This is a genomic window from Streptomyces tagetis (assembly GCF_018069565.1).
Classification (GTDB): Bacteria; Actinomycetota; Actinomycetes; order Streptomycetales; family Streptomycetaceae; genus Streptomyces; species Streptomyces tagetis.
In genome coordinates this window covers 381,433-408,162 of record NZ_JAGPNL010000002.1, presented here as the reverse complement: position 1 = coordinate 408,162, position 26,730 = coordinate 381,433, and the positions used below count along the sequence as shown (strand labels likewise).

At 74.4% G+C, this 26,730-nt stretch carries 22 protein-coding genes (1 of these 22 only partly in view); 8 read left to right on the top strand and 14 right to left on the bottom strand.

Annotated elements, in window-relative coordinates; genetic code table 11:
* Positions 1-298: 298 nt before the first annotated feature.
* Positions 299-2,323, top strand: a complete 2,025-nt coding sequence (locus J5Y05_RS09935; protein ID WP_210871421.1) for a SpoIIE family protein phosphatase — start codon at positions 299-301, stop codon at positions 2,321-2,323.
* 24 nt (positions 2,324-2,347) lie between these two features.
* Here the strand turns inward: J5Y05_RS09935 and J5Y05_RS09930 are convergent, their stop codons facing one another.
* Positions 2,348-3,160, bottom strand: a complete 813-nt coding sequence (locus tag J5Y05_RS09930; RefSeq protein WP_210870455.1) for a putative protein N(5)-glutamine methyltransferase — start codon at positions 3,158-3,160, stop codon at positions 2,348-2,350.
* A gap of 422 nt (positions 3,161-3,582) precedes the next feature.
* Between J5Y05_RS09930 and J5Y05_RS09925 the strand changes: the two genes are divergently transcribed.
* Both J5Y05_RS09925 and J5Y05_RS09920 read left to right on the top strand, forming a co-directional pair.
* The gene (locus J5Y05_RS09925) at positions 3,583-4,164 is read left to right on the top strand and encodes an Rv1733c family protein (RefSeq protein ID WP_210870453.1); all 582 of its coding nucleotides are present in this window, start codon (positions 3,583-3,585) and stop codon (positions 4,162-4,164) included.
* A gap of 134 nt (positions 4,165-4,298) precedes the next feature.
* Entirely contained in the window at positions 4,299-5,267 is a 969-nt protein-coding gene (locus tag J5Y05_RS09920; RefSeq protein ID WP_210870451.1) for an acetylxylan esterase, read from the top strand.
* Positions 5,268-5,309: 42 nt separating this feature from the next.
* Here J5Y05_RS09920 and J5Y05_RS09915 read toward each other — a convergent pair whose 3' ends face one another.
* Positions 5,310-6,035 (bottom strand): class I SAM-dependent methyltransferase, encoded by a 726-nt coding sequence (locus J5Y05_RS09915; protein WP_210870449.1) that lies wholly within the window; start codon positions 6,033-6,035, stop codon positions 5,310-5,312.
* A 379-nt stretch (positions 6,036-6,414) separates the two neighbouring features.
* On the opposite strand from J5Y05_RS09915, the gene rho reads away from it, so the two are divergent.
* Positions 6,415-7,545 (top strand): transcription termination factor Rho, encoded by a 1,131-nt coding sequence (gene rho, locus J5Y05_RS09910; protein ID WP_210870447.1) that lies wholly within the window; start codon positions 6,415-6,417, stop codon positions 7,543-7,545.
* A 115-nt stretch (positions 7,546-7,660) separates the two neighbouring features.
* The gene (locus J5Y05_RS09905; protein ID WP_210870445.1) at positions 7,661-8,872 is read left to right on the top strand and encodes a D-alanyl-D-alanine carboxypeptidase family protein; all 1,212 of its coding nucleotides are present in this window, start codon (positions 7,661-7,663) and stop codon (positions 8,870-8,872) included.
* A 25-nt stretch (positions 8,873-8,897) separates the two neighbouring features.
* Here J5Y05_RS09905 and J5Y05_RS09900 read toward each other — a convergent pair whose 3' ends face one another.
* From J5Y05_RS09900 to J5Y05_RS09885, 4 genes are all read right to left on the bottom strand, one after another.
* Positions 8,898-9,830 carry a glutaminase gene (locus tag J5Y05_RS09900; protein WP_210870443.1) on the bottom strand — a complete coding sequence of 311 codons (933 nt, stop codon included), beginning with the start codon at positions 9,828-9,830 and terminating at the stop codon, positions 8,898-8,900.
* Positions 9,831-9,939: 109 nt separating this feature from the next.
* Positions 9,940-10,314, bottom strand: a complete 375-nt coding sequence (crcB, locus tag J5Y05_RS09895; RefSeq protein ID WP_210871419.1) for a fluoride efflux transporter CrcB — start codon at positions 10,312-10,314, stop codon at positions 9,940-9,942.
* Positions 10,311-10,697 carry a DUF190 domain-containing protein gene (locus J5Y05_RS09890; protein WP_210870441.1) on the bottom strand — a complete coding sequence of 129 codons (387 nt, stop codon included), beginning with the start codon at positions 10,695-10,697 and terminating at the stop codon, positions 10,311-10,313. The genes crcB and J5Y05_RS09890 overlap by 4 nt, the downstream gene beginning before the upstream one ends.
* Positions 10,694-11,155 carry a fluoride efflux transporter FluC gene (locus tag J5Y05_RS09885; protein ID WP_210870439.1) on the bottom strand — a complete coding sequence of 154 codons (462 nt, stop codon included), beginning with the start codon at positions 11,153-11,155 and terminating at the stop codon, positions 10,694-10,696. The genes J5Y05_RS09890 and J5Y05_RS09885 overlap by 4 nt, the downstream gene beginning before the upstream one ends.
* 279 nt (positions 11,156-11,434) lie before the next feature.
* On the opposite strand from J5Y05_RS09885, the gene J5Y05_RS09880 reads away from it, so the two are divergent.
* Positions 11,435-11,827 (top strand): MarR family transcriptional regulator, encoded by a 393-nt coding sequence (locus J5Y05_RS09880; protein ID WP_210870437.1) that lies wholly within the window; start codon positions 11,435-11,437, stop codon positions 11,825-11,827.
* A gap of 12 nt (positions 11,828-11,839) precedes the next feature.
* Here the strand turns inward: J5Y05_RS09880 and J5Y05_RS09875 are convergent, their stop codons facing one another.
* Entirely contained in the window at positions 11,840-12,241 is a 402-nt protein-coding gene (locus J5Y05_RS09875; RefSeq protein WP_210870434.1) for an SseB family protein, read from the bottom strand.
* Positions 12,242-12,390: 149 nt separating this feature from the next.
* Positions 12,391-12,870, bottom strand: coding sequence for an SRPBCC family protein (locus tag J5Y05_RS09870; protein ID WP_210870432.1), 480 nt, complete (start codon positions 12,868-12,870; stop codon positions 12,391-12,393).
* 197 nt (positions 12,871-13,067) lie between these two features.
* Between J5Y05_RS09870 and J5Y05_RS09865 the strand changes: the two genes are divergently transcribed.
* Together J5Y05_RS09865 and J5Y05_RS09860 are read left to right on the top strand one after the other, a co-directional pair.
* Positions 13,068-14,513, top strand: coding sequence for a glyceraldehyde-3-phosphate dehydrogenase (locus tag J5Y05_RS09865; RefSeq protein WP_210870429.1), 1,446 nt, complete (start codon positions 13,068-13,070; stop codon positions 14,511-14,513).
* 127 nt (positions 14,514-14,640) lie between these two features.
* Positions 14,641-16,869 (top strand): PI-PLC domain-containing protein, encoded by a 2,229-nt coding sequence (locus tag J5Y05_RS09860; protein ID WP_210870427.1) that lies wholly within the window; start codon positions 14,641-14,643, stop codon positions 16,867-16,869.
* Between the two features lie 45 nt (positions 16,870-16,914).
* Here J5Y05_RS09860 and J5Y05_RS09855 read toward each other — a convergent pair whose 3' ends face one another.
* The 6 genes from J5Y05_RS09855 to J5Y05_RS32210 all read right to left on the bottom strand — a co-directional run.
* Positions 16,915-17,106, bottom strand: coding sequence for an acyl-CoA carboxylase subunit epsilon (locus J5Y05_RS09855; protein ID WP_210870425.1), 192 nt, complete (start codon positions 17,104-17,106; stop codon positions 16,915-16,917).
* A gap of 13 nt (positions 17,107-17,119) precedes the next feature.
* Positions 17,120-18,709, bottom strand: coding sequence for an acyl-CoA carboxylase subunit beta (locus tag J5Y05_RS09850; RefSeq protein WP_210870423.1), 1,590 nt, complete (start codon positions 18,707-18,709; stop codon positions 17,120-17,122).
* 64 nt (positions 18,710-18,773) lie between these two features.
* Positions 18,774-19,481, bottom strand: a complete 708-nt coding sequence (locus J5Y05_RS09845) for an Rv2686c family ABC transporter permease subunit (RefSeq protein ID WP_210870421.1) — start codon at positions 19,479-19,481, stop codon at positions 18,774-18,776.
* On the bottom strand, positions 19,478-20,227 hold the full coding sequence (locus J5Y05_RS09840) for a fluoroquinolone export ABC transporter permease subunit (protein WP_210870419.1): 750 nt from the start codon (positions 20,225-20,227) through the stop codon (positions 19,478-19,480). Before J5Y05_RS09840 ends, J5Y05_RS09845 begins: the two co-directional genes overlap by 4 nt.
* Positions 20,224-21,075, bottom strand: a complete 852-nt coding sequence (locus J5Y05_RS09835) for an ABC transporter ATP-binding protein (protein ID WP_210870417.1) — start codon at positions 21,073-21,075, stop codon at positions 20,224-20,226. The genes J5Y05_RS09840 and J5Y05_RS09835 overlap by 4 nt, the downstream gene beginning before the upstream one ends.
* 38 nt (positions 21,076-21,113) lie before the next feature.
* Positions 21,114-26,730: the 3' portion of an SDR family NAD(P)-dependent oxidoreductase gene (locus J5Y05_RS32210; protein WP_210870415.1), read on the bottom strand. The gene runs 6,047 nt beyond the window's last position; the window shows 5,617 of its 11,664 coding nt (coding positions 6,048-11,664); the start codon falls outside the window, past its right edge — the gene reads right to left on this strand; it ends in the stop codon at positions 21,114-21,116.

Below are 26,730 nucleotides of genomic sequence, written 5' to 3'. Positions count from 1 at the left end.
CCTCATGGGGGGTGGTCGGGCGGTACCGCCGGTCGGGTACGCGCTCGGCGCACAGTGTGGCCGCCCCGCGAGGTCATGTACAGACCAACCCTGATGATTCCGCGTCACGTCCCGAGGGCGCTCCGCGCCGTGCCGGGTGATGCTGGAGGCAGGGCGGGCCACGAAGTGGCGTGCCCGTGGCGGGACGAGCGACAGGACGCGTGGTCGACAGGAGGGCGTGCCTGATGGAACGGCGAAGGCGAAGCCCGGGATGAGCCGTCCGGACGAGTCGGAGGAAGAGGCGGCGCTGCACGGACCGATGGAGCCCGGCGGGCTCCTGGACGTGCTCAACGTGGCCTCGGTCGTGCTGGACACCCAGGGACGGATCGTGCTGTGGAGCCCGTGGGCCGAGTCCCTCTTCGGCTACCGGGCGGACGAGGTGCTGGGGCAGCCGGCGGACCGGTTCATGGTGCACGAGCGCCACCTCGACCAGGCGGCGGAACTCTTCGCGGACGTCATGCGCACCGGCGAGGGCTGGGCGGGCACCTTCCCGATCCGGCGCAAGGACGGCAGCACCCGGGTCGTGGAGTTCCGCAACGCCCGCCTGCTGGACAAGGAGGGCAATGTCTACGGGCTCGGGCTCGCCGTCGACCGGACCACGGTGCGCCGGCTGGAACGGAAGATGGCCCTGTCCGACCGGGTCATCTCGCAGTCCCCGATCGGTCTCGCCGTGCTCGACACCGGCCTGCGGTACGTCTCGGTCAACCCGGCCCTGGAGCGGATCAACGGCATCCCGGCCGAGGAGCACCTGGGACGCACGGTGCGCGAGATGCTGCCGCTGGTGAACATCGACGAGGTGGAGGCGGCCGTTCGCCGGGTGCTGGAGACCGGGGAGCCCCTGGTGGACCAGTCCGTGCGCGGGCACACCCCGGCCGACCCGCACGAGGAGCACGCCTGGTCGGTCTCGCTGCACCGGCTGGAGGACACCTTCGGCGCCGTGCTCGGCGTGGCCGTCTCCATCACCGACGTCACCGCGCAGTACCGGGCGAGCGTGGAGGCGGAGACGGCGCGGCGCCGGCTGACCACGATCGCCGACGCCACCGCCCGGATCGGCAGCACCCTGGAGCTGGACCGCACGGCGCACGAGCTGGCCTCGGTGGCCGCGGCGGGCCTGGCCGACCTGGCCTCCGTGGACCTGCTGGAGGCGGTGGTCGACGGCCGGCGCACCGCGCTCGACCCGGCCGAGCCCGCCGTCCTGCGCACCCTGGCCGTCCGGGCGGACGCCGGTACCGAGGTGCTGCCGGCGGCGGACCCGTCGGGCGGCGTCGCCCCCTGGCATCCCGAGCAGTTGGTCGCCCAGTGCGTCCGCACGGCCCGGCCGGTGCTGGTGCCCCGGGTGTCGTGGGCGGCCCCGGACCACGTCGCCGGGGACCCGGGGGCGGACGGGGCGCTGCCCGCGACCGGGGTGCACTCGTACCTGGCGGTGCCGCTGATCGCGAACGGGGAGGTGCTGGGCGCCCTGGCCCTGAGACGGATCGGCAATCCGCAGCCGTTCGGCGAGGACGACCTGCTGCTCGCCCGGGAGCTGGCCTCCCGCGCCGCCGTGCAGATCGACAACGCGCGCTGGTACCAGCGGGCCCGGGACGCGGCGCTGACCCTCCAGCGGAGCATGCTGCCGCGCCATCCGCCGGTGACGGGCGGGCTGGAGGTGGCCTCGCGCTACCAGCCGGCGGAGTCCACCAGCGAGGTCGGCGGCGACTGGTTCGACGTGATCCCGCTGGAGGGCGGCCGGACGGCGCTGGTGGTCGGGGACGTGATGGGCAGCGGCATCGCCGCCGCCGCGTCCATGGGCCGGCTGCGGACGGCGACCAACACCCTGGCGGCGCTCAACCTGGACCCGGCGCTGCTGCTCGAACACCTCGACCGGACCGCGGCCGGCCTCGACCAGGCCATCGCCACCTGCCTCTACGCGGTCCACGACCCGCACCGCCGCCAGTGCCGGATCGCCAACGCCGGGCACCTGCCGCCGGTCCGGCTGCGCGCCGGGTGCGCCCCGGAGCTGCTGGACCTGCCGACGGGGGTGCCGCTCGGCGTGGGCGGCGTCGGCTTCGCCAGCACCACGGTCGACGTGGTGCCCGGCGACCGGCTGGTCTTCTACACGGACGGCCTCGTCGAGACCCGGCAGGACTCCCTCGACCTGCGGCTCGCCACGCTGCTGACCCTGCTGGAGGGGCCGGACCGGCCGCTGGAGGAGGTCTGCGACCTGCTGCTGGGCACCCTGCACCAGCCGGAGAACCCCGACGACGTGGCCCTGCTGATCGCCCGCGCCACGCCGCCGGTGTGACGGCGGCGGGCGGGGCGGGTCCGGTCAGTCGCGTACGCCGACGGCCACGTGGGCGTGGAGTTCCTCGCTCACGGCGAGCCGGGCCGTGAGCCCGCCCCGGGTGAGGGCGTCGAGGGCGGCGGGCGCCTGAGCGCGGCCGGTCTCGGTGAGCAGGGCGCCGCCCGGGGCGAGCCAGTCGCGGGCCCCGGCGGCGACCCGGCGCAGGACGTCGAGCCCGTCGGCGCCGCCGTCGAGGGCGGCCGGCGGCTCGTGCTCACGGGCCTCGACGGGCAGCAGGGGGATCTCGCCGGTCGGCACGTAGGGCACGTTGGCCGTCAGGAGGTCGACCCGGCCGCGCAGTGCGGCGGGGAGCGCGTCGAAGAGGTCCCCGGTGTGCACCCGGCCGCCGTGGGCGGCGAGGTTGCCGCGGGCGCAGCGCGCCGCGGCGGGGTCGATGTCGGCGGCGTGCACCTCGGGCCGGTCCAGGGCGGCGGCGAGGGCGGCGCCGACGGCACCCGAGCCGCAGCACAGGTCCACCACGACGGCGGCGCCGGGGTTGTGGGCGAGGGCCTGGTCGACGAGGTGCTCGGTGCGGCGCCGGGGGACGAAGACGCCGGGGGCGACGGCGACGCGCAGCCCGTGGAAGCGGGCCCAGCCGAGGACGAGTTCGAGGGGCACTCCCCGGGCCCGGCGTCCGACGAGGGCGCTCAGCTCGTCCGGGGTGCGGGCGGCGGCGAGGAGGAGGTCCGCCTCGTCCTCGGCGAAGACGCAGCCGGCGGCGCGCAGGACGGCCGCGACGGCGTCACGGGAGGGGGTGGCGGTGGGCGGCGGGGGCGGTGGCGCGGAGGAGGCGGTCATGCGGGCGGAGAGCCTTTCGGAGACCGAAGGGCGCTCTCGCGGTCAGAGCGCGGCCGGGACCGCGGTGCCGGTGCGGGAGAGCACCCGGGACGGTGCAGCGGTGATCGGTCCCACCTCCCTCGTCACGGCGGCCGGGACGCTCCGCGGCCGTCGCACACCTTACCGCAGCGCCCCCGGCCCGCACGCCGCGCGGAAGGGCCGTCTTCCCTCCTCGGGGCGTGTTTCCCCGGGGGTGTGCCGGGCACCTGGGCGGTGGCGCGCAAGCGCGGTGCCCCGGGGTGGGCGAAGGCCGCCGGCCGGGGCACGAGACCTGTGCGGGCATTCGCACGCGTGGGCGCGATACGGAGACGGCGACGGCGACGGCCCGCCCCCTGCGGCCGTCCGTCCGGCCCTCCGGTCGTGACGAACGCGAGGAGGTCGACATGCGAACCCGGGTGCGCGGCTGGCGCTGGCGGCGCAATCCGCTGCGGCGCCGGTCGGATGTGGTCGAGGCGTGGACGGTGCTCATCGTCGCCCTCCTGTTGTTCATCGGGGTCCCCCTCGTCGGCGTGTACGCGGCGGCGCGCGCCCACGACCAGGCGGAGCAGGTCGCCGCCGTGCAGCGGGCCCAGCGGCACCGGGTCACGGCCACCGTGGTCCGTACCGATCCGAGCAGCCTCCCCTCGGAGCAGACCGACGGGCACGCCTCCCGGGCGACCGTGCGCTGGCACGCCCCGGACGGCGGCACGCGGACCGCCGGGACCGAGGTCCCCTCCGGCACCCGGCAGGGCGACGTGATCGGCCTGTGGCTGGACGGGAAGGGCCGGACCGTGGCGCCGCCCACGGACGACACGGCGGTCTGGCAGCACACGGTGACCGTGGGCACCTGCACCACGCTCGGGGCCGGGCTGACCGTCCTGCTGATGCACGGGGGCGCGTACCGGCTGCTCCAGCGGCACCGGCTGACCGGCTGGGAACGCGAGTGGGAGCGCACGGAACCCCGGTGGAGCCACCGCCGCGCCTGAGGGCACGTACCGCCGCTTCCGCAAGGACGCCCGACCGGTCCCGGGGGGGCCGGGCGGGCGTCTGGCGGCTCCGGCGGCCCCTCCCCTACCGTGTGACCGCCCGTGCTCGCCCCCTCCCGCAAAGGCGGTCCTCGATGGCCCTGTTCGACCTGCCGCCCGGCGAACTGCGCGCCCACCGCAGCACGTCGGTGGAACCGGACGACTTCGACGCCTTCTGGAGCAAGACCCTCCAGGAGGCCCGGGAACACGATCTGGACGCCCGCTTCGTGCCGGTCGACACGGGCCTGGCCACGGTGCGGGTGTACGACGTGACGTTCGCCGGGTTCGGCGGGCACCCGGTGAAGGGCTGGCTGACGCTGCCCGCCGCCGCGACGGGGCCGCTCCCCCTGGTCGTCGAGTTCGTCGGCTACGGAGGCGGTCGCGGGCTGCCCCACGAGCACCTGCTGTGGGCCTCCTCGGGCCGGGCGCACTTCGTGATGGACACCCGCGGCCAGGGCAGCGCCTGGGGCGGCGGGGGCCACACGCCGGACCCGGTCGGCGCGGCGCCCGCCCAACCGGGCTTCCTGACCCGGGGCATCGACGCGCCGGAGCACTACTACTACCGCCGCGTCTTCACCGACGCCGTGCGCGCCGTCGAGGCGGCCCGCTCCCACCCGCTGGCCGACGCCGCGCGGACGGCGGCGCTCGGCACCAGCCAGGGCGGCGGCATCGCCCTCGCGGTCGGCGGACTGGTGCCGGACCTGGCGGCGGTCGCGCCGGACGTGCCCTTCCTCTGCGACTTCCCCCGCGCCGTCACGCTCACCGACCGGCACCCCTACCGCGAGATCGGGCTGTACCTGCGCACGCACCGCGGGCACCGCGAGGTCGCGCTGCGGACGCTGTCCTACTTCGACGGCGTGCACTTCGCCGCGCGCGGCCGGGCCCCGGCCCTCTTCTCGGCGGCCCTGGAGGACCAGACCTGCCCGCCGTCGACGGTCTTCGCGGCGTTCAACGCCTGGGCGCACGACGACAAGGCGATCGAGGTGTACGAGTTCAACGACCACGAGGGCGGCGGCCCCTACCAGGAGGCCGCCCGGCTGCGCTGGCTCGGCGCGCACGCCTGACGCCGGGGGCGCCGGGGCCGTCAGGGCCGCCGGGGCCGCCGGTCAGGGGAGCCGCCGGGCGACCACCAGCCGGGCGCGGGGGCTCCCGTCGGGGCGGCTGCCGAAGCCGGGCAGGGCGTACAGGTCGGTGCGGAAGCCCGCCCGCGCCAGCTCCCGGCCCACGTCGCCGAGGCGGAACGTGCGGTAGTACATGACGAACGGCGGCCTCCACAGGGCGTTGCGCACCCGCATCGCCGCGTCGAAGCCCAGCAGCGTCCAGTACGCCGGTGAGCCGGGCCGGGGCGGGGCGCCGACGGGGAAGGCGAACCGGCCGCCCGGCCGCAGCACGGAGCGCACCTGCCCGAACAGGCCCGGCAGTTCGCGGGGCAGGAAGTGCCCGAAGGCGCCGAAGCTGACCACGAGGTCGAAGACGGGGCCGAAGGGGAGCGCGCGGGCGTCCGCCCGCACCCAGGTGACCTCCGGGCCGGCGGGCACGGGGTGCGCGCGGGCGGCGGAGAGCATGCCGGCGCTGAAGTCGGCCCCGGTCACCCCGTCCCGGCAGAGGCGGGCGAGCACGCCGACGCCCGCGCCGGTGCCGCAGCACAGGTCGAGCCCCCGGCCGAACGGCCCGAGCGGGGCCAGCCCCGAGGCGACGGCGTCGAGCACCCGGTCCGGGGTGCGGTACGGGGTGTGGTCGAACTTCGGGGCGAGCAGGTCGTAGCCGCGCTCGACGGAGGACAACGCCTGGACGGCGAGTTCGCGCAGGGTGGGGCCTTCCGGGCTGAACATCCCGCCAGCCTAGAGCGTGGGCCGCCGGTCGGGCCCGCGCCGGAACAGAAACCGGGCCCGTGGTGTTGACAAGACACGGAAGCGGAAAATCCGTCGCCGGGCCCTGTTGCCGCCCGCCTGGGCGTGGTACGGTCCCGGTTGGCACTCGTGCACGCCCTCTCCTGGGCGCCGGTGCCGGTTCCTCTCTGTTACGCCGCGACACCCGTCCGCTCCGGACCGGTGTGTCTCCGTTTCCTTCCCAGCACGGCCTCGTGAGCGGGTTCTCCCGCGCTTTCCGGGGTGCTGTTCCCCGCCGTCCGGGCGTGACCTCCGTCCGCCCTCGTGCACGGCATCTCCTCCCCCACGCTTTCCTGTGCCCGCGTCCGTGAAAGGACCGCCCATGACCACCACCCTCGACCACACCCCCGTGCGGCGCTCGCCGGCCGAGATCGCCTCCGGTGTCCTCGACATCGACCCGGGCGGCCGGGGCCGCCTGCGCTCGCCGGAGCTGCTGCCGCAGCCGTCCGATCCGTCCCTGTCCCCCGCGCTGATCCGCCGCCACGCCCTGCGCAAGGGCGATCTGATCGAGGCGGTGCGCGGCGAACGCAACGCGATCACCGAGGTGATCCGGGTCGACGGCCGCGCCCCGGCGGCGGACCGCCGCCGCTTCGGGGACCTGACCCCGCTTCACCCGTACGAGCGGCTGCGCCTGGAACATCCCGCCTCGGGCCTCGCCGGGCGGGTCGTCGACCTGATGGCGCCGGTCGGCAAGGGGCAGCGCGGGCTGATCGTCGCCCCGCCCAAGACCGGCAAGACCGTCCTGCTCCAGCAACTGGCCGCCGCGGTCGCCGGAAACCACCCGGAGTGCCGGCTGATGGTCGTGCTCCTGGACGAACGCCCCGAGGAGGTCACCGACATGCGCCGCTCGGTGCGCGGCGACGTCTACGCCTCCACCTTCGACCAGGGACCCCGGCAGCACATCGCCCTCGCCGAGTTGGTGATCGAGCGGGCCAAGCGGCTCGTCGAGGCCGGCGAGGACGTCGTCGTCCTCCTCGACTCCCTCACCCGGCTCTGCCGCGCCCACAACCACGCCGCCGCGCCCACCGGACGCACCCTCAGCGGCGGGGTCGACGCCGGGGCGCTGCTCGGGCCCAAGCGGCTCTTCGGCGCGGCCCGCGCCGCCGAGGAGGGCGGCTCCCTCACGCTGCTGGCCACCGCCCTGGTGGAGACCGGTTCGCGCGCCGACGACTTCTTCTTCGAGGAGCTGAAGGGCACCGGCAACATGGAGCTGCGGCTCGGCCGCGACCTCGCCAACCGCCGCGTCTTCCCCGCCGTGGACCTGCCCCGCTCCGGCACCCGGCGCGAGGAACTGCTGCTGTCCCCGGCCGAGGCGGGCGCCACCCGCGGGCTGCGCCGGGCGCTGGACGGCCGCGACGGACAGGGCCTGGAGACGCTGCTCGACCGGCTGCGCAGGACCCCGGACAACGCGGCCTTCCTCCGGCGGGTCCAGCCGACCCTGCCCGCCGCCTGACCCCCGCGCCGGGCGGTCCGTCAGAACCTCGCCGGACACGGCCATACGGGTGCCGATGTGCGCCAGTCGGACCGGCCCGTATGGCGCTTGCGGGTCCCCTTCCTACGTTTGCGGTATGGCTATCGGATTCTCATCCCGGGCGGCTCGGTCCACGTGTCTGCTGTGCGTGGCGGGTCTGCTGACCGTGATGCCCGCCGCCGTCGCGCGTACGGGCCGCCCGGACCCCGGCACGCCCGGCGGGCCGGGCTCGTCGGCGCCACCGGAATCCGCCGGGGCCGGGGGTGCCGAGGAGGCCGTACTGCACCGCCCCGGCACGCAGGTCCGGCTCCGCCCCGGGGCGCCGCGGGTCCCCGAGGTCTCCGCGCTCTCCTGGGTGGTGGCGGACGCCGAGAGCGGCGACGTGCTCGCCGGTCACGACGCGCACCGTCCCCTGCCGCCCGCCTCCACCCTGAAGACGCTGTTCGCCCTCACCATGCTGCCCCTCCTGCCGGGCGGCACCCGCCACCGGGTCGACGAGGCCGAACTGTCGGACGTCGGCCCCGGCAGCAGCCTGGTCGGGGTCGTCGAGGGCGGCACGTACCGGGTCTCCGACCTGTGGAACGGGGTCTTCCTCAACTCCGGCAACGACGCGGTGCACGTGCTGGCCGCGCTCGGCGGCGGCTGGAGCGAGACGGTCGCCCGGATGCGGGCGCGGGCACGGGCGCTCGGCGCGCTGGACACGCACGTGCTCTCGCCCGACGGGTACGACGCGCCGGGTCAGGTGTCCTCGGCGTACGACCTGGCGGTCTTCGGCCGGGCGGGGCTCCGCGACCCCGACTTCGCCCGGTACTGCGCCAAGGTGGACGCCTACTTCCCGGACGGGGGCGGCTCCTCGTTCGGCATCCGCAACACCAACCGGCTGCTGACCGGCGAGGACGGCGTGGAGCCGTACCCGGGGCTGATCGGCATCAAGAACGGCTACACCAGCAACGCCGGCAACACGCTGGTCACCGCGGCCCGCCGGGACGGGCGCACCCTCGTGGTGACCGTGATGAACCCTCAGGAGGGCGGCGGGTACGCGGTCTACGAGGAGGCCCGCGCCCTGCTCGACTGGGGGTTCCGGGCGGCCGGGCGGGTCGATCCGGTCGGCTCGCTCGACCCGGGCGGGGTGCGCGCCGCCTCGCCGCAGCCGGGGCCGACGGCCGTGCCGCCCGCCGTGGCCGCCCCGGAACACCGCAGCGGCACCGCCTGGGCGGAGGCCGGGATGGTGACGGGGGCCGCCGGAATCGGCGCGGGCGCCCTGGTCCTGGCCCGGCGGCGCAGGCAGGACCCGGGGGACGGCGCCTGATCCGGCGGGGACGGGCCGGGGCCGGTCAGAACACGGAGAGGCCGGTGAGCGTGGTGAAGCGGTCCAGCGCCGCCACCCCGGCGACCGAGTTGCCCCGCTCGTCCAGGCCGGGGCTCCACACGCAGAGCGTGCAGCGGCCCGGCACGACGGCGATGATGCCGCCGCCGACCCCGCTCTTGCCGGGCAGCCCCACCCGGTAGGCGAAGTCGCCGGCCGCGTCGTAGGTGCCGCAGGTCAGCATCACGGCGTTGACCTGCTTGGCCTGACGGCTGCTCAGCAGGCGGCTGCCGTCGGCGCGGACGCCGTGCCGGGCGAGGAAGCCGGCGGCGAGCGCGAGGTCGGCGCAGGAGGCGGCGACCGAACACTGGCGGAAGTACTGCTCCAGCAGGTCCGGCACCGGGTTGTCGATGTTGCCGTAGGAGGCCATGAAGTGGGCGAGGGCGGCGTTGCGGTCGCCGTGTCCGGCCTCGGAGGCGGCGACCTCCTCGTCGAAGGTCAGCTCCGGGTTGCCGCTCTCGGCGCGCAGGAACTCCAGCAGTTCCCCGGCCGCGTCGCCGGTACGGGTGTGCAGCCGGTCGGTGACGACGAGGGCGCCCGCGTTGACGAAGGGGTTGCGGGGGATGCCGTTCTCGTACTCCAGTTGCACCAGGGAGTTGAACGGGTTGCCGGAGGGTTCGCGGCCGACGTGCTCCCAGAGGGTGTCCCCCTCGCGGGCCAGGTCGAGGGCGAGGGTGAAGACCTTGGTGATGGACTGCGCGGAGAAGGGCTGCCGCCAGTCCCCGACGCCGTGCACGGTGCCGTCCGGCTCGGCGACGGCCATGCCGAAGCGGCGCGGGTCGAGGGCGGCGAGCGCCGGGATGTAGTCGGCGGGCCGTCCGCGGCCGGGGGTCCGCTCGATCTCCTCGGCGACGCGCTCCAGGACCTCCTGGTAGTCCGTGGTGGTGCTCATGGCCGCCATTCTCCACGGACCTGCCGGGCCCCGGCCCGAGGCCCCCGGCGCGTGCCCCGGGCGCCCCGGCCGCCGGGGCCCGGGGCCGCTGCGACGGCGACCCGGCCGGCCCCCGCGCTCACCCCCACGCCGCCTCGGCCAGGGCCACGCCCGCGAACGCCGCGCCGAGGCCGGCCGCCACGCTCGCGGCGACGTTGGCGGCGGCGTGCAGCCGGGCGCCCGTCTCGGCCAGCCGCAGCGTCTCGTAGGAGAAGGTCGAGTACGTCGTCAGGGCGCCGCACAGTCCGGTGCCGAGGAGCAGGTGGAGGCGGGAGCCCGCCGGTCCGGCGAGGGCCGCGCCGGTGAGCACGCCGAGGACCAGGGAGCCCGCGACGTTGACGGTGAAGGTGCCCCAGGGGAAGACCGAGTCGTGACGGCTCTGCACCGCGCGGTCGGTGAGGTAGCGCAGCGGGGCGCCGACCATGGCGCCCGCGACGACCAGCAGCCAGTTCACCACGGGCGGCCGTCTTCCGAGGTCGCGCCGCCCTCGGCGGGCCCCGCCTCCCGGCCGACGTACCGGATGACCTGGCAGTCGTCGAGGATGACCAGCCCCTCGGTGACGAGTTCGTCCAGTTGCGGCAGGAAGGCGCGGACGCGCTCGTCGGTGTCGACGATGACGACGGCCACCGGCAGGTCCTCGCTGAGGGAGAGCAGCCGGGTGGTGTGGATGAGGGAGGAGGCGCCGAAGCCCTCGATGCCCCGGAAGACGCTCGCGCCGGCCAGTCCGGCCGCGTGGGCGCGGTGCACGATCTCGGCGTAGACGGGCTTGTGGTGCCAGGTGTCGTTCTCCCCGACGAAGACCGTCACGCGCAGGGCGCTGCCGGTGAGTCTCGTCATGACTGTCTCCACTTCAGGACGCGGCGGGCGGCCCAGGCCGCGAGCCAGACCGCGGCGAGGGCCGCGAGGGGGGTCGCGGCGAGGTACGGCAGGGCGGTACGGGGGTCGCCGCCGGCGAGGAGGGTGCGGCCGTCGACGGCGTAGGCCGAGAAGGTGGTGAAGCCGCCGAGGACGCCGGTGCCGAAGAAGGGCCTCACCAGGCGGTGGGCGGCCCACACGTCGGTGATGACCACCATGAAGACGCCGATGACGGCACAGCCGGCGATGTTGACCCAGAAGATCGTCCAGGGGAAGCCGCCGGGGGGCGTCGGCCAGCACAGGGAGGCCGCGTAGCGGGCGGAGGCCCCGGTGGCCCCGCCGAGCGCCACGACGGCGACGACCGGGGCCTGGGTGCGCCAGGCGTGCCGCCGCCGGATCGCGGCGCGGGCCGCGGGCCGTCGGGTCTTCGGGGCTGTCATGGTCGTGCGTCTCCTACTCGCCGGGCAGGGATGTGCCACCGTGCGCAAGTAGGGACCGTTGGCGGCGCCGGTGCCGCGGTTCGGGTACGGCGGGCCCCACCGCCGTGCCGCGGCGGGTGGACCGCGGCTTTCGTGGCAGCCTAGCGCCCCCCGCGGACCGGGTCACCTCGTGCCCGTCGGGCCAGGGGCCGGCCGGGGTGCCGCGGGGGGCCGATTCGCCGTTCAGCACGGGCCGTTCGACCACTCGGCGTGCGGTTTCCCCGGTGCTACCGTGCGGGTATGGCAGCCAAGACGGCCGGTGGGCGGCTCGAGGAGCGGTGGCGGGACATCCTCTCGGTGCACGCGCGCACGCTGTGCGAGATCGACCGCGCGCTGCATCCGCACGGACTGATCGCGAGCGATTTCGAGGTGCTGGACCTGCTGGTCACCGAGGCGCCCGAGGAGGGCGCCCAGTGCCGGGTGCAGAATCTGGCCGGCCGGGTCCACCTGAGCCAGAGCGCGCTCTCCCGTCTGATCGCCCGGCTGGAGCGGGACGGGCTGGTGGAGCGCTCCATGTGCGTGGAGGACCGGCGCGGCGTGTGGGTGACCCTCACCCGCAAGGGGCGTGATCTGCATGCCCGGGTGCTGCCCCTGCAGCGGGCCGCGCTGGCCCGCATGCTGGGCGACGGCTGAGCCGGGTCCCGGTCAGGGGCGGGCCAGCAGGGTGCGCACCCCGTCCGAGGTGAGCGTGAGCCGGTGCTCCGATCCGGCGTCGATGGAGAGCGACAGGTCCTCCGCCGGCCACTGGGCGGCGAGCGCCCCGAGCGGCACCAGCCGGTAGCGGGAGACGTACGGCAGCAGGTCGGCCATCTCCACCTCCGAGGTGAACACGGGCACCACCTGGCGTCCGCCCTGCTGCTCCAGTACGGGCAGGGCCAGCATGCCGGGGTCGGCGGCGTCCTGGTCGTCGGTGTCGTCGGGCACCGGGACGAGCACGTCGCTGCCGGCCAGTGTGTCGAGCGCGGCGGTGTCCTCGGTGTTCCGGGCGAGCGTGTCCAGTGCCCGCTGGGCGGGCGAGACGGAGTTGTCGTTGGCAGGTGTGTCCATGGCAGATTCCCTGGTGGCCGGGGGTGTGGGGAGAGCACCCGGACAGTGGGCACGGGCGCGTCCAGGCTCGCGTACCCGGACACCGGGTGCGCAATCCTGTCCGGTCCCCGGGTCCGGGACGCCCCCGGGCGCAGGGCGCGTCCCGGTGGTCACGCCGGGTGGTCCGCCGGCTCCTCACCGTCGAGCAGGGCGGCCAGCCTGCCGAGGGCCATGCGGGTACCGGTCTCGTTGTCGGCGGCGGGCACGGCGTCGGGCAGCCCCTCGTGGTCCACGGTGACGTCGGTGCCGCCGCCGGGGGCGTCGGCGAGCGTGGTCGTGAGGGTCATGGCGCCCCGGAGGGCGGGGTCGGGGGTCTCGAACTCCAGGACTTCCACGATCCGCTCGTCGGGCACCAGGCGGGCGAAGCGGCCGTGGTAGGTGTCGGTGCGGGCGCCGGACTTGCCGGTGCCGGGGCCCTCGTAGGTGAGGGAGACGCGGAAGAGGCCGCCCTCGCGGGCGTCGAAGGCGTGCACCCGGGCGCTCATGCCGTCGGGCACCCGCCACCGCGCGACCGCCTCGGGGTCGAGCAGCATCCGGTAGACGGCGGCGCGGGGGGCCGCGAGGTGCCGGGAGACGCGTGTCCGGTGCATGGGTCCAGCCTTCACCGCCGCCGGACCGGGGACAACCGGGCCCACGCGCACCGGCCTCGGCACGGTCCGCGACCGGCACCCGTGCCTGCCCGCCGGCCCCCTTCCGTGATCATCTGATCGCAGGGGGGCCCACTTGATCGATCAGAGAGGGCTCCGGGTTAGCATATGAGCGCCGCCTAGCTCGAAAGATAAGAGACGTGACTGTCAACGACGACTCGTTCACTCATTGGAAGAACCGCGAACAGATCGCGGAATCGATGATCCCGATGATCGGGAAGCTCCACCGCGAGCGGGACGTCACGGTCCTGCTGCACAGCCGTTCCTTGGTGAACAAGTCGGTGGTCAGCATCCTGAAGACGCACCGTTTCGCCCGGCAGATCGCCGGCGCGGAGCTGTCCGTCACCGAGACCCTCCCCTTCCTCCAGGCCCTCACCGCGCTCGACCTGGGCCCCTCCCAGATCGACCTCGGCATGCTCGCCGCGACCTACCGCCAGGACGACCGCGGACTGTCGGTGGAGGAGTTCACCGCCGAGGCCGTCGCCGGGGCCATGGGCGAGAACAAGATCGAGCGCCGCGAGCCGCGCGACGTCGTCCTCTACGGCTTCGGCCGGATCGGACGCCTCCTCGCCCGCCTGCTCATCGAGAAGACCGGGTCCGGAAACGGCCTGCGGCTGCGGGCCATCGTCGTCCGCGACAGCGGCGGCGGGGACCTGGTCAAGCGCGCCTCGCTGCTGCGCCGCGACTCCATCCACGGGCAGTTCCAGGGCACCATCACCGTGGACGAGGAAGCCGGCACGATCGTCGCCAACGGCAACGAGATCAAGGTCATCTACTCCGACGACCCGACCACGGTCGACTACACGGAGTACGGCATCGCCAACGCCATCCTGATCGACAACACCGGCCGGTGGCGCGACCGCGAGGGGCTCTCCAAGCACCTGCGGCCCGGCATCGACAAGGTCGTCCTGACGGCTCCGGGCAAGGGCGACGTCCCCAACATCGTCCACGGCGTCAACCACGACACCATCAAGCCGGACGAGCAGATCCTGTCCTGCGCCTCCTGCACCACCAACGCGATCGTGCCGCCGCTGAAGGCGATGGCCGACGAGTACGGGGTGGTGCGCGGTCACGTGGAGACGGTCCACTCCTTCACCAACGACCAGAACCTGCTGGACAACTACCACAAGTCCGACCGCCGCGGCCGGTCCGCGCCGCTGAACATGGTCATCACGGAGACCGGCGCCGCCTCCGCGGTCGCCAAGGCCCTCCCGGACCTGAAGGCCCGCATCACCGGCAGCTCCATCCGCGTGCCGGTGCCGAACGTGTCGATAGCGATCCTCAACCTCCAGCTCGCCCGCGAGACCACCCGCGAGGACGTCCTCGACCACCTGCGGGACGTGTCGCTGACCTCGCCGCTCAAGCGCCAGATCGACTTCATCAGCGCTCCCGACGCGGTCTCCAGCGACTTCATCGGCTCGCGCCACGCCTCCATCGTGGACGCCGGCGCGCTCAAGGTGGAGGGCGACAACGCCATCCTGTACCTCTGGTACGACAACGAGTTCGGCTACTCCTGCCAGGTCGTGCGCGTGGTCCAGCACGTCTCGGGGGTGGAGTACCCGACGTACCCGGCCCCGGCGGTCTGATCCGCGGCACACGACGTACCGGAGAGGGGCGGTGGGAGCGGGTCTCCCACCGCCCCTCTCCGGTCCCCGGAGGCGGCCCGCGCGGCCTTCGTCCGGGGTAACGCGGCCGAGGCCGGACAATGGGGTCATGGACGGACTGACTCATCGCTCGCCATGGGTCAGGGTGCTCGTCTGGATCGTGGCGGTGCTGAGCCTGACCGTGCTGGCAGCCGCCGCGGTCGTGCGCAGCACCCTGCTCGACCCCGGCTTCTACGGACAGGTACTGGAGGACGAACGCGCCTACCAGCGGATCTACGACGAGGTCCTGGTCGACCCGCGCGGTGCGCCGGCCACCCAGGAGCTGCTGGACCGGCTGCCCGTGCCCCAGTCCACCGTCACCTCGAACCTCAAGGTGGTGATCCCTCCGGAGACGCTGCGGGCCATGGGCGACCGGCAGATCACCGAGGTGGTCAGGTACCTGGAGGGCGACGCCGACCGACTGCGCGTGACGGTCGACCTCGCGCCGGTCGTCGCCAATGTGCAGCGGCTGAGCGAGGCGTACTTCGGGGACGCGGTGGCCGCGCTGCAACAGCGCTCCGAGCCGGACTTCCAGGCGTTCGTGCAGCGGCTCTCCGAGATCGCGGCGCAGGTGGTGGCGGGCGAGGCGCCGCTGGAGGGGCTGCCGTCCCTGCCGCTCTCCCACGAGCAGGCGCTCGCCGCGACGGACGCGCTGCTGCGGCTGGTGCCGCGGGACGGGCGGGCGGAGGTGCGGCCCACCGTGCAGGCGGCGCTGGACCGGGGGAACGTGACGGCCGCGCTGGCCGCGATCGCGCCGGCCGCGGTGACCGAGCGGGTCCGGTCGGCGGTGGCGGAGCTGGTACGGGAGGCGAGCGACGGCACCTGGGTGCTCGGCGTCGACCTCGACGCGTCCCGGGAGGTGGCGGAGCAGGCGGAGCACGCCCGCGCGGTGACGCGGCTCTTCCAGGAGGTGGTGGAGCCGGCCGCCGCGGTGCTCTGCGCCGGTGCGCTGACCCTGCTGTGGTTCTCCTCTCCCCCGCCGACCGCGCGCCGGCTGATGCCGCTGGGCTGGGTGCCCGCCGCGGCGGCGGCGCTGACCGGGCTGACCGTGCTGCTGCTGCGGGTGGCCCTCGGCGAGCTGCCGTTCCGGCCGCCGCCCGCCTGGCCGCCCGCGGCGATCAGGCTCTTCGACGACGTGCAGGCCGCCGCGGTGGAGCGGGTGCTGACGACGGCCACCGTCGTCGCCGTCATCCTGCTCGCCGCGAGCGCCCTGCTGATCACCGTCTCCTGGGTCTGGCAGACCCGGCCCAGCCTGCCCCGGCTCACCGATCCCCGGCACGCCCCGCTGCTGACCGCCGCCGTCTCGGCCTGCGCGCTGCTCGGCACGATGATCGCCCCGGTGGCGCTGACCGGCGCGGGCCCGCGCATCTGCCAGGGCAGCGCCGAGCTGTGCGACGCCCGGTACGACGAGATCGTCCAGCTCGCCTCGCACAACGCGATGGCGACGACCGCGGACCGGTTCATCGGCCCCCTCCAGGACCCCGACATGGTGGGCCAGCTCGACGCCGGGGTGCGGGTCCTGCTGCTGGACACCCACCGCTGGGAGCGGCCCGAGGAGGTCGCCGGCCGGCTGAGCGCCTCCGAGTTCTCCCCGGAGCTGCGCGACCGGCTCACCCGGGTGCTGGAGCAGGTCAACCCGCCCCACCCGGGCCTGTGGCTGTGCCACTCGGTGTGCGGCGCCGGGGCGCTCGAACTGGAACCGTCGCTGCGGCAGATCGGCGACTGGCTCCGGGCGAACCCGACGGAGGTCGTGACGCTGATCGTCCAGGACGGCGTGGACGGCGAGGACACCCGCCGCGCCTTCGAGCGGGCCGGGCTGGCCGACCTGCTGTACACGCCCGACGCGGACCCGGACAAGCCGTGGCCGAAGCTCAAGGACATGATCGACAGCGGTCGGCGGCTCGTCGTCTTCGCGGAGAAGGCGGACGGTCCCGCTCCGTGGTACCGGAACTTCTACCGGTACGGCATGGAGACGCCGTTCGCCTTCCGCAGCCCCGCGCAGATGAGCTGCGTACCGAACCGGGGCGGCACGGACAAGCGGCTCTTCCTGCTGAACCACTTCGTCACGGCGGGCGGCGGACGGCGGCTGGACGCCGGCACGGTCAACTCCCGCGACCGGGTGCTGGAGCGGGTCCACGCGTGCGAGCGGGAGCGCGGCCGGCCGGTGAACTTCGTCGCCGTCGACTACGCGACGATCGGCGACGCGCTCGGCGCGGTCCAGCAGCTCAACGAGGAGCGGCTGCACGGGGATGCCGGGTGGCCGGGCGCGGCGCCCGCGGGCACGGTCCCCGGGAGCTGAACTCCGCGGCGCGGTGCCCAGGGGACCGTACGTGCCCTTCGCCGGTCAGTGCCAACTGTGCGGGGCGAGGAAGCCGGCGGCCCGTTCGGGACGGGCCCAGGCGGGGCGCGGGGCGTCGGCGGCGGGGCCGGGGGCCGCCGGGGCGGCGGTGGCGCGGGCCAGCAGGACCGCGGTGACGGCGGCGAGTTCCTCGGGGCCGGCGTGGCCCTTCTCGACGCGCAGGTGGCTGGTGCTCACGCGGGGCTCCTTGTCACTGGGGCGGATTGCCGTGCTTGCGGAAGGGCAGGTCGGCGTGTTTGGCGCGCAGCATGGCGAGCGAGCGGGCGAGCACCTCACGGGTCTCGGCGGGGTCGATGACGTCGTCGACCAGTCCGCGTTCGGCGGCGTGGTACGGGTGCATCAGCTCGGCCCGGTAGGCGTCGACCAGGCGGGCGCGTACGGCCTCGGGGTCGTCGGCACCCGCGATCTGGCGGCGGAAGATGACGTTGGCGGCGCCCTCGGCGCCCATCACGGCGATCTCGTTGGTGGGCCAGGCGTAGGTGAGGTCGGCGCCGATGGACTGGCTGTCCATGACGATGTAGGCGCCGCCGTACGCCTTGCGCACGATCAGCGAGATCCGCGGCACGGTGGCGTTGCAGTACGCGTAGAGGAGCTTGGCGCCGTGGCGGATGATGCCGCCGTGTTCCTGGTCGACGCCGGGCAGAAAGCCGGGGACGTCCAGCAGCGTGACGATCGGGATGTTGAACGCGTCGCACATCTGGACGAAGCGCGCCGCCTTCTCGCTCGCCTCGATGTCCAGCACCCCGGCGAGGACCAGGGGCTGGTTCGCCACCAGGCCGACGACGCGGCCGTCCAGGCGGGCGAGGGCGCAGACCACGTTGCGGGCCCAGTGCTCGTGGACCTCCATGACCTCGCCGTCGTCGACGAGTTCGGCGAGCACGCGGTGCATGTCGTACGGGCGGTTGGCGTCCACGGGGACCAGGTCGAGGAGGTCCGGGGAGCGGCGGCCGGGCGGGTCGTCGCAGGTCACGACCGGGGGGTGTTCGCGGTTGTTCTGCGGCAGCATCGACAGCAGGTAGCGGACCTCGGCGAGGCAGGTCTCCTCGTCGTCGTAGGCGAAGTGGCACACGCCGCTGGTCTGGGCGTGGACGTCGGCGCCGCCCAGGCCGTTCTGGGTGATCTCCTCGCCGGTGACGGCCTTGACCACGTCCGGACCGGTGATGAACATCTGCGAGGTCTCGCGGACCATGAAGACGAAGTCCGTCAGCGCCGGGCTGTAGGCCGCGCCGCCCGCGCACGGGCCGAGCATCACGCTGATCTGCGGGATGACACCGGACGCCCTGGTGTTGCGCTGGAAGATGCCGCCGTACCCGGCGAGCGCCGAGACACCCTCCTGGATACGGGCGCCCGCGCCGTCGTTCAGCGAGACCAGCGGAGCCCCCGCCGCGATGGCCATGTCCATGATCTTGTGGATCTTGGTGGCGTGGGCCTCGCCCAGCGCCCCGCCGAAGATCCGGAAATCGTGCGCGTAGACGAAGACCGTCCGGCCCTCGACCGTGCCCCAGCCGGTGACCACACCGTCCGTGTACGGCCGCTTCGCCTCCAGGCCGAAACCGCTCGCCCGGTGCCGGCGGAGCTGCTCGACCTCCTGGAAGGAACCCGGGTCCAGCAACAGCTCGATCCGCTCACGCGCCGTCAGCTTGCCCTTGGCGTGCTGCGCCGCCGTCGCCTTCTCACCCGGCCCGGCGAGCGCCCGCGCGCGCACCGCGCGCAGACCCTCCACCCGCCCCCGGGTGTCCGCCGGGACCGTGTCCTCGGTCCTGTCCTGCACCATGCTCATGTCGGTCGCTCCTCGTCCATGGGGGCGGCCCCCGGCCCGTCGATCCGGGCGACCGCGCGGGGGGTCAGAAGAAGTTCCGGCGGAACAGCCGGTGGAAGATGCCCACGACGATGCCGTACAGCAGCGCCGCGACCGCGGAGGCGCTCAGGAACTCGCCCGTGCCGCCGGCCGCGAACGCTCCGAAGACCCAGTAGGCGGGCAGCACGCCGGGCACCGTGTTGACCCCGGAGAAGTCGCCGAGGGCGCCCGTGACACCGATCGCGGCCAGGACGAAGAGCGCCTTGAAGGCGGTGAGGCACTCGATCTTGTTCTTGGCGAGGGAGACCGCGACCAGCAGCGCCGCCGCCCCGCCCGCCGCGCACAGCGCCGCGAGCACCAGGGCCCGGCCGGCCCCGTACGAGCCGAGGCCGGAGGCGGACATGAGCAGCAGCGGGTACAGCAGGCCCAGCAGGCCCGCCATCGCCAGCCGGGCGCCGAGGAACCGGGCCGGGGAGACCGGCAGCACCCGGAACGCCGAGACGAGGCCCTGGTCCCGCTCGTCCACCATCAGCAGCGCCGTCATGAACGCCGGGAACATGCCGACGATCACGCAGAAGAGGCCCAGCAGCTCGGCGTGGTGGTCGCCCGCCGCGGGCAGTCGGCGCTCCAGCAGCGGCACCCCGATCCGCAGCAGGACGAGGAAGACCAGCGGGACGACGAGCAGCCCGCCCACCGTCCGGTCGCGGACCACGGTGCGCAGGTCGTTGGCCCAGATGGCCGTCGCGGTCCTCACGCCGCCCTCACCCGGCCCCGTACCTGCGCGTCGAAGGAGCGCACCGCCCACAGGAACGCGGCGGCGCCCGCGACGACGAGCAGCCCCACGGCGTAGAAGACCTCCCACAGCGGACGGGGTCCCAGCGACCGTTCGATGAGCAGCAGCGACGCCTGGGTGGGCAGGACGTGGTAGGGGGCCCGCCCGCCGATCCCGAGGAAGCCGAGCAGCGGCAGGTAGAGCGGCACCAGGAAGACCGGCACGATCAGCAGGTACTCGTTGAGGGAGCGCACCCGCACCACGGCCGCGACGCCGACGCAGACGAAGAGGACGGAGGTCAGGACGACCGCCGTGAGCAGCGGCACCGGCCGGAAGTCCGTCCCGTGCGCCACGCCCGTCATGGTGAGCGCGCACACCACCGACACCGTGGTCAGCGACAGCGCCTTGGCACCCACGTACAGCGCCGGGGTCAGCGGGGTCACCGCGACCGCGTGCAGGGTGCCCGCGCCGCGTTCGAAGAGCATCAGGGCGCCGACGAAGAGGAAGCCGATCATCGTGGGGTCGGAGAGGACCAGCACCACCGTCACGTCGCCGCGCCACTGCTCCGGGATCAGCCGCAGCCCGACCCCGTACGCGGCGGTGACCAGGACGGCGACGGTGACGATCTGGTAGCGCAGTTGGAGCCGCAGGTCCCAGAGCACGGCGCGGGCCAGGGTGCGCAGGGTGTCGCGGGGGCCGCGCACCGCCGGGGTGTCGAGGGCGGTCATGTCAGTCTCCGTCCGGTCGCGGCGACGAACACGTCCTCCAGGGAGCGTTCCCGGGAGTGCACCGACACCAGTTCGTGCCGGCGCAGCAGGCCGAGGAACGCCTCGTCGGTGCCGAGCCCGTCCAGGGGGAACTCCTTGACGGCGAGGACGCCGTCCTGCCGGTACTCGACGACGACGTGCCGCCGCGCGTCCTCGGCGCACAGCTCCTTGGGGGCGCCGCTGCGGCGGACGGTCCCGTCGACGAAGAACGCCACCCGGTCGCAGAGTTCCTCGGCGTCGTGCATGTTGTGCGTGGTCAGGAAGACCGCCTTTCCGCGCCGGCGCTGCTCCTGGACCATGTCCTTGAGCAGCCGGGCGTTGACCGGGTCGAGTCCGCTGGTGGGCTCGTCGAGGAAGAGGACCCGGGGATCGTGCAGGAGCGCGCGGACGAAGCACAGGCGCATCTTCATGCCCTTGGAGTAGTCCTCGACCCTGCGGTCGGCGTGCTCGTCGAGGCCGACGCGGGCCAGCAGTTCGACGGGGTCCGCCGTGGAGCGGTAGAAGGAGGCGAAGAAGCGCAGGTTCTCCCGCCCGGTCAGTTTCATGAAGAGGTTGGGGAGTTCGAAGCCGACCCCGATCTCCTCGTAGTAGTCGGCGCCGCGGCCGGCCACGTCGCGGCCGAGGACGCGCGCGGTGCCCTCGTAGGGCTCCAGCCGGCCGGTGAGGATCTTCTGCACGGTGCTCTTGCCCGCTCCGCTCGGTCCGAGGAACCCGAAGACCTCGCCGGGGCCCACCGTGAAGGAGACGTCCCGCACGGTGGGCCGCGACCCGCCGCGATAGGTGTAGGACAGTCCGTCGACTTCGATCACGACCGCTGCTTCCTCCGCTGTTCTGCCGCTCCGCCGGGTCACGGGGCGGGCGCCGCCTTGGCGACGATCACGCACTGGGCCTGATCGTCCTCGTCCTGCCCCGCGACACCGTGGATGCGCGTCTCCTCGAACCCGGCGCGGCGCAGCGCCTGGCGCCAGCCCCGGGCGTCGAGCAGCGGCGAGCCCGGGACGCGCAGGTCCTCGTCCTCGAACAGCCACCAGCCGGGCGTCAGTCCGAAGGTCAGCGTGTTGTAGTCGAGCCGGTGGGTGAGTTCGTTGACGACGAGGATGCCGCCGGGCTTGAGCAGGTCCCGGCAGTGCGCCAGGGTCGTGTCGATCCCCCGGGTGGTGTGCAGCACGTTGCCGGCGATGACGACGTCCATGGTGCGCGGCTCGTACCCCTGGGCGGCCGGGGGCCGTTCGACGTCGTACGTGTCGAACTCGACGTGGGGGCGGCCCGGCCCGAACTGCTGCTCGGCGACACGCAGGAAGGCCGCGCCGACGTCCGTGTACAGGTAGCGGAGCCGGTCGCCGAGGTTCTTCAGGGCGTCGAGGACGAAGACGCTGGTGCCGCCGGTGCCGGCGCCGATCTCGAAGACCTGGGGCCGGGCGCGGGGGTAGCGGCGGGCGAAGTGGCGTGTGTGCTCCTCGACCGCGTCGGCGACGAGGCGGTTGTAGAACTCGCTCTGGATGCTCCCCTTGTAGATCTCGGCGACCAGTTCCATGGAACCGCCGGGGAAGATGACGTCCGTGGCGTCCCGGCGGCCGGCCATCACGTCGGGCAGGGCGCTCTGGCAGGTGGTGAGCAGCGGCAGGTAGTCGGCGACCGAGGGGTGCGCGGCGGCCAGCTCCGCGGCCTTCCCGGCGATCTCCTCCTCGCCGCCGGGGAAGGCGGCTTGCGCCATCTTGCGGGTCGCGGTCAGGGCGCCGCCGTCCCGCTCCAGCGCGTACCCCTCGCGGACGAGGATGTCGCAGCAGGCGTCGAAGAGCCGCCCGTAGCGGGGCCGGACGCCGAGCCGGTCGCGCAGTTCGGCGCGGGTGACGGGTTCCGCGTCGCCGGAAAGGGTGCCGGTGCCGCGGACGACGTGGGCCAGCAACCGGTTGCCGAAGGCGGTGAGCGCCTCGAAGCCCTCGCGGAAGGCGGCGTAGGCGTCGGTGTCGACCTGCGGGGGCTGCTTGAGCAGGGCCTCGATGCGCCGGGCGGCGGGGGTCAGGGTGGGCTCTTCGAGCTGGTTGAGGTGGTCGTTGTCGAGTGCGACGACCTGGAAGCCGCCCTTGACGACCTCCCGCCACGGGGTCTCGTAGTCGTAGCCGTCCAGGATGCGGGTGGGCTGCCAGTACAGGGCGCTGGCGCGGCCGGTGAAGCCGTCGGTGGCCTTGAAGAAGAGCACGTCGGAGGCGGTGTAGTCCCGCATCTCGTACACCTGGTAGATGCCCTCGGCCTGCTCTGAGCAGGTCAGTCCGCCCTTGAGGTAGCGGTAGACGTCGTCGGCGGCGAGGCGGCGTCCGCCGCGTTCCTTGGCCAGCCGGGCGAGTTCGGCCACCTGGAGCGGGGCGGGCAGATGGGCCACGTCCTCCTTGCGGACGGCCCGCTCGGGGTGTTCGTCCAGCCGGAGGAAGTAGTTGGTCAGGTAGAGCTGGAGGAAGTCCCGGTCGTACATCCCGTGGTGCCGGTCGAACACCTCCTGCGTCGCCGGGTACGTGTCGAACATGACGAGGTGGCGGATCTCCTCGCCCTCGTCGTGCAGCCGCTGCGCCATGCGCATGGCGATCAGGCCGCCGAAGGAGTAGCCGCCGATGACGTAGGGGCCCTCGGGCTGCACCTGGCGGATGCAGTCGATGTAGTGGTCGACCATCTCGTCGAGGCTCTGCGGCATGGAGTAGCCGTCGGTGCCGCGGGCCTGGAAGGCGTAGAGCGGGTAGTCGGGGCCGAGGGCCTGGGAGAGGTTCTGGAACCAGGTGGAGTAGCCGGTGGCGCCGTGCACCCAGAAGGAGGGCTGGCCCTCGCCGCCGATGTTGATCGGGAGCAGTTCGGCGGGGAGCCGGTTCTGCCTGGCGTCCGGGTCCGCCGCCGCGGCGTGGCCGGCGACGACGCCGCCGATCTCCTGGTCGGCGAAGAACTCCTCGTGGACGTAGGCGGCGAGGGAGCGCAGGGTGGGGTGGTCGACGAGGGCGGTCAGCGGCACCTGGACGTCGAACACCTCCTGCACCACCTGCATGATCATGGCGCTGAGCATGGAGTCGACGCCGAAGTCCTTGAGGTCGCGGTCCTCGTCGAGTTCGTCGTCGGCGAGTTTCAGCTTCTCCAGGAGGATGTCCCGCAGCGCGGCGCGGACGTACGCCTCCCCGGTGAGCGCCGCCCCGTCCCGCGCGGCGTCCGGCGCGGGGGCCGCGTCGGCGGTGCGGACGGCGGGCGGCGCGGCCGGGGCCGGCCCGCCGGGGGGCGCGGTGAACCAGTACCGCTTCTCGTCGAAGGGGTACGTCGGCAGCGAGGTCCGCAGTGGTGCGGTGCCCGTGGAGGGCAGGGACGTCCAATCGACGGGGGCGCCGCCCACCCAGGCGGCGGCCAGCTCGTGCGGGCCGACCGGGGCGGCGGAGGCCGGGGCGGCGGGGCGGGCCGGGGCGGCGCCGGGGTCCTCGGCGCGGCCCCGGTGGACGCCCGGGGCGCCGGTGTCACCGGCGGCCACCTCGGTCAGCCGGGCGTGCAGCGCGTCCAGGCCGGGGGCGACGACGGCGAGCCGTTCGCGCATCTCCTCCCGGCCCTCGCGGAGGGTGAAGGCGACGGCGTCCGCGCCGGGGCGGGAGGCCGGGTCGCGGTTCCAGGCGGCGAGCCGGTCGGTGAGGCGGGCGACGGCCCGGCCGAGGGCGGCCTCGTCGCGCGCGGAGAGCACGAAGACGTGGTCGCCCCGCGCGCCGCCGTCCGCGCGGGGTGCTCGGGCGGGTGGTTGCTCGACGAGGACGTGGGAGTTGACCCCGCCGAAGCCGAAGGAGCTGACCCCGGCCCGCAGCGGCAGCCGGCCGCCGTCGGGTCCGGTGAGGGGCTCCCAGGGGACGGTGCCGTCGACGATGTGGAACGGGCTGCCGGTCAGGTCGACGTACGGGTTGACCTCCTCCAGGTGGGCCATGCCGGGCAGCGCGCGGTGCCGCAGCGCCAGGATGATCTTCATCAGTCCGGCGATGCCGGAGGCCGGTTCCAGGTGCCCGATGTTCGTCTTCACGGAGCCGATGCCGCAGTACGGTCCGGCGGGCAGCGTCGCGCCGCGTTCCCGGGCGAGCCTGCGGAAGGCGAGCTTGATGCCGTTGATCTCGACGGGGTCGCCCAGTTCGGTGCCGGTGCCGTGGAGTTCGAGGTAGCCGATGGACTCCGGGCCGACGTCGGCCTCGCGGGCCGCGGTGCAGACCAGGGCCGCCTGCGCCTCGGCGTTGGGGGCGGTGAGGGAGGCGGCGCGTCCGCCGTGGTTGACGGCGGTGCCGCGGATGACGGCGTGCACCTGGTCGCCGTCGGCGAGGGCGCGGTCGAGCGGCTTGAGGACCAGCATGCCGACGCCCTCGCCCTTGACGTAGCCGTTGGCGGCGGCGTCCAGCGTCTTGCAGCGGCCGTCCGGGGAGAGCAGGCCCATCATGCCCGCCGCCACGGTGGAGTGCGGGGAGAGGTTGAGCGAGATGCCGCCCGCGACGGCCAGTTCGCATTCGCCCTGGCGCAGGGAGCGCACGGCCCGGTGGACGGCGACCAGGGAGCTGGAGCAGGCGGTGTTGACGGGCTCGCTCGGTCCGCGCAGGTCGAGCAGGTAGGAGATCCGGTTCACGGAGATCGAGTGCTCGTTGCCCAGGCCGGACTGGGCGCTCATGACGCCGGCCTCGTGCATCAGGTGCTGGTAGTCGCTGAACTGGATGCCGGAGAAGAGGCCGACCGGGCGCCCGGCCAGCGCGGAGGGCCGGTACCCGGCGTCCTCGACGGCGGCCCACACCGTCTGGAGCAGCATCCGCTGCTGGGGGTCCATCATCTCGGCCTCGGCCGGGGAGATGCCGAAGAAGAGCGGGTCGAAGGTGTCGGCCCCCTCGACGAACCCGCCCCACCGGTACGGGGTGCGCCGCTCGGGCGGCAGCTCCTCGCTGTCCAGGGCCCGCCAGTCCCAGCGGTCGGCGGGGACCTCGGTGATCAGGTCCCGCCGGTGGTAGAGGTTTTCCCAGTAGTGGTCGAGGTCGCGGGAGCCCGGGAAGCGCCCGCTCATGCCGATGACGGCGACGGGGGCGGGGGCGGGGGCGGCGTCGGCCGGGGCGGTGGCGGTCGCCTGTGCCGGGGCGGTGGTGGCCTTCGCCGGGGCGGTGGTGGTGGCCGGTGCCGAGGCTGTCGTGGTGGCCTGCGCCGGGGCCGTCGTCGGCTGCTCCGGGTGGGCCCGGAGCTGGTCGCGCGGGGCCGGTGCCGGGAGGGTCCGGTCCCGGTGGGCGGTGAGCCGGTCGCCGTACTCCTCGATCAGCCAGTCCACGGCTCCGGCGATGCCGCGCCGCTCGTAGAACAGGGTGGGCGAGAAGGCGACCCCGAGCCGGGTGGAGACGCGGTCGGCCAGCGCCTTGAGGGACACCGACTCGAAGCCGTAATCGCCGAGCGGTGTACGCCGGTTGACGCGGGCCGGGTCGAGTCCGACGGCCTCGCCGGCGAACTCGGTGAGGGTCCGCTCCAGCCAGGCCCTGAGGTCGTCGGGGGCCGGGGGCCGGTGTGCGGTGTCCGCCGTGCTGTCCATCAGGGCCTCCGGGTCGTCCGGCGCGGGGAGTTCGGGTACGGGAGCGGTCGCCGGGGGCGGCGCGGTGTCGAGCCAGTGGCGTTCCCGGGCGAAGGGGTAGCCGGCCAGCGGGACGGTGCGGCGCCGGCGGCCGGTGTGCAGGGCCCGCCAGTCGACGGGGGCGCCGCGCACCCACCGGGCGGCGAGCGCTTCGGGGGTGTCGCCGGTCCCGGGCGTGGGTTCGGGGGTGCCGGGGGCCGGTGTGTCGTGGTCGTCGCTCGTGCGTCCGCTGAAGACGCCGGGGGCGTCGGTCCGGCCGTCGGCGTAGGCCCTGAGTCCCCGGACGGCCTCCTGGAGGTCGTCCGCGACGACGGCGAGCCGCTCGTCCATCGCCTCCCGGCCGGTCTGGAGGGTGTGCGCGACATCGACGAGCCGGGGTGCGGGTCCCGGCGGAGCCTGAGGAGCGGGGGCCGCGAAGTGGGCCCGCAGCGACCCCTCCTGATGTGTCGTCAGATGGCTCATCAGGTCGCGTACGGTGCCGGCGGTGGCGGGCAGTTCGTCGGTGGGCAGCCCGCACTCCTCGGCCACGGCGGCGCCCAGCCGGGCCCGCGTCACCTCGTCGAACCCGCAGTCGGCCAGGTCGTCGTCCTCCCCCAGGTCCCCGGGGCGCAGCCCGAGCAGGTCCGCGAGCCGCGTCATGAGGTACCCGCGCAGCCGCTCGGGCAGGGCGTCCCGCGCGCCCCACCCAGCCAGTTGGCCGGCGAGCCGGGCGGCCAGGTCGGCGAGCCGGTCCGGGGCCTTCGCGGAGACCACCACGATCTGCCGGCCCTCGTCGGCGTCCCCCGGCACCGGGTCCGGCTCGGGCGCCTCCAGGATCACGTGGGCGTTGGAGCCGCCCGCGCCGAAGGAGCTGACGCCCGCGATCAGGCGGGGC

What these genes read in the sequence shown, in the direction of transcription:
- rho (WP_210870447.1), top strand. Translation starts at nt 6,415, where the DNA reads ATGACCACCACCCTCGACCACACCCCCGTGCGGCGCTCGCCGGCCGAG.
- J5Y05_RS09890 (WP_210870441.1), bottom strand. Translation starts at nt 10,697, where the DNA reads ATGACGAGACTCACCGGCAGCGCCCTGCGCGTGACGGTCTTCGTCGGG.
- J5Y05_RS09915 (WP_210870449.1), bottom strand. Translation starts at nt 6,035, where the DNA reads ATGTTCAGCCCGGAAGGCCCCACCCTGCGCGAACTCGCCGTCCAGGCG.
- J5Y05_RS09905 (WP_210870445.1), top strand. Translation starts at nt 7,661, where the DNA reads ATGGCTATCGGATTCTCATCCCGGGCGGCTCGGTCCACGTGTCTGCTG.
- J5Y05_RS09925 (WP_210870453.1), top strand. Translation starts at nt 3,583, where the DNA reads ATGCGAACCCGGGTGCGCGGCTGGCGCTGGCGGCGCAATCCGCTGCGG.
- J5Y05_RS09860 (WP_210870427.1), top strand. Translation starts at nt 14,641, where the DNA reads ATGGACGGACTGACTCATCGCTCGCCATGGGTCAGGGTGCTCGTCTGG.
- J5Y05_RS09930 (WP_210870455.1), bottom strand. Translation starts at nt 3,160, where the DNA reads ATGACCGCCTCCTCCGCGCCACCGCCCCCGCCGCCCACCGCCACCCCC.
- J5Y05_RS09935 (WP_210871421.1), top strand. Translation starts at nt 299, where the DNA reads ATGGAGCCCGGCGGGCTCCTGGACGTGCTCAACGTGGCCTCGGTCGTG.
- J5Y05_RS09840 (WP_210870419.1), bottom strand. Translation starts at nt 20,227, where the DNA reads ATGACCGCCCTCGACACCCCGGCGGTGCGCGGCCCCCGCGACACCCTG.
- J5Y05_RS09880 (WP_210870437.1), top strand. Translation starts at nt 11,435, where the DNA reads ATGGCAGCCAAGACGGCCGGTGGGCGGCTCGAGGAGCGGTGGCGGGAC.
- J5Y05_RS09900 (WP_210870443.1), bottom strand. Translation starts at nt 9,830, where the DNA reads ATGGCGGCCATGAGCACCACCACGGACTACCAGGAGGTCCTGGAGCGC.
- J5Y05_RS09870 (WP_210870432.1), bottom strand. Translation starts at nt 12,870, where the DNA reads ATGCACCGGACACGCGTCTCCCGGCACCTCGCGGCCCCCCGCGCCGCC.
- J5Y05_RS09920 (WP_210870451.1), top strand. Translation starts at nt 4,299, where the DNA reads ATGGCCCTGTTCGACCTGCCGCCCGGCGAACTGCGCGCCCACCGCAGC.
- J5Y05_RS09885 (WP_210870439.1), bottom strand. Translation starts at nt 11,155, where the DNA reads ATGACAGCCCCGAAGACCCGACGGCCCGCGGCCCGCGCCGCGATCCGG.
- J5Y05_RS09875 (WP_210870434.1), bottom strand. Translation starts at nt 12,241, where the DNA reads ATGGACACACCTGCCAACGACAACTCCGTCTCGCCCGCCCAGCGGGCA.
- J5Y05_RS09850 (WP_210870423.1), bottom strand. Translation starts at nt 18,709, where the DNA reads ATGAGCATGGTGCAGGACAGGACCGAGGACACGGTCCCGGCGGACACC.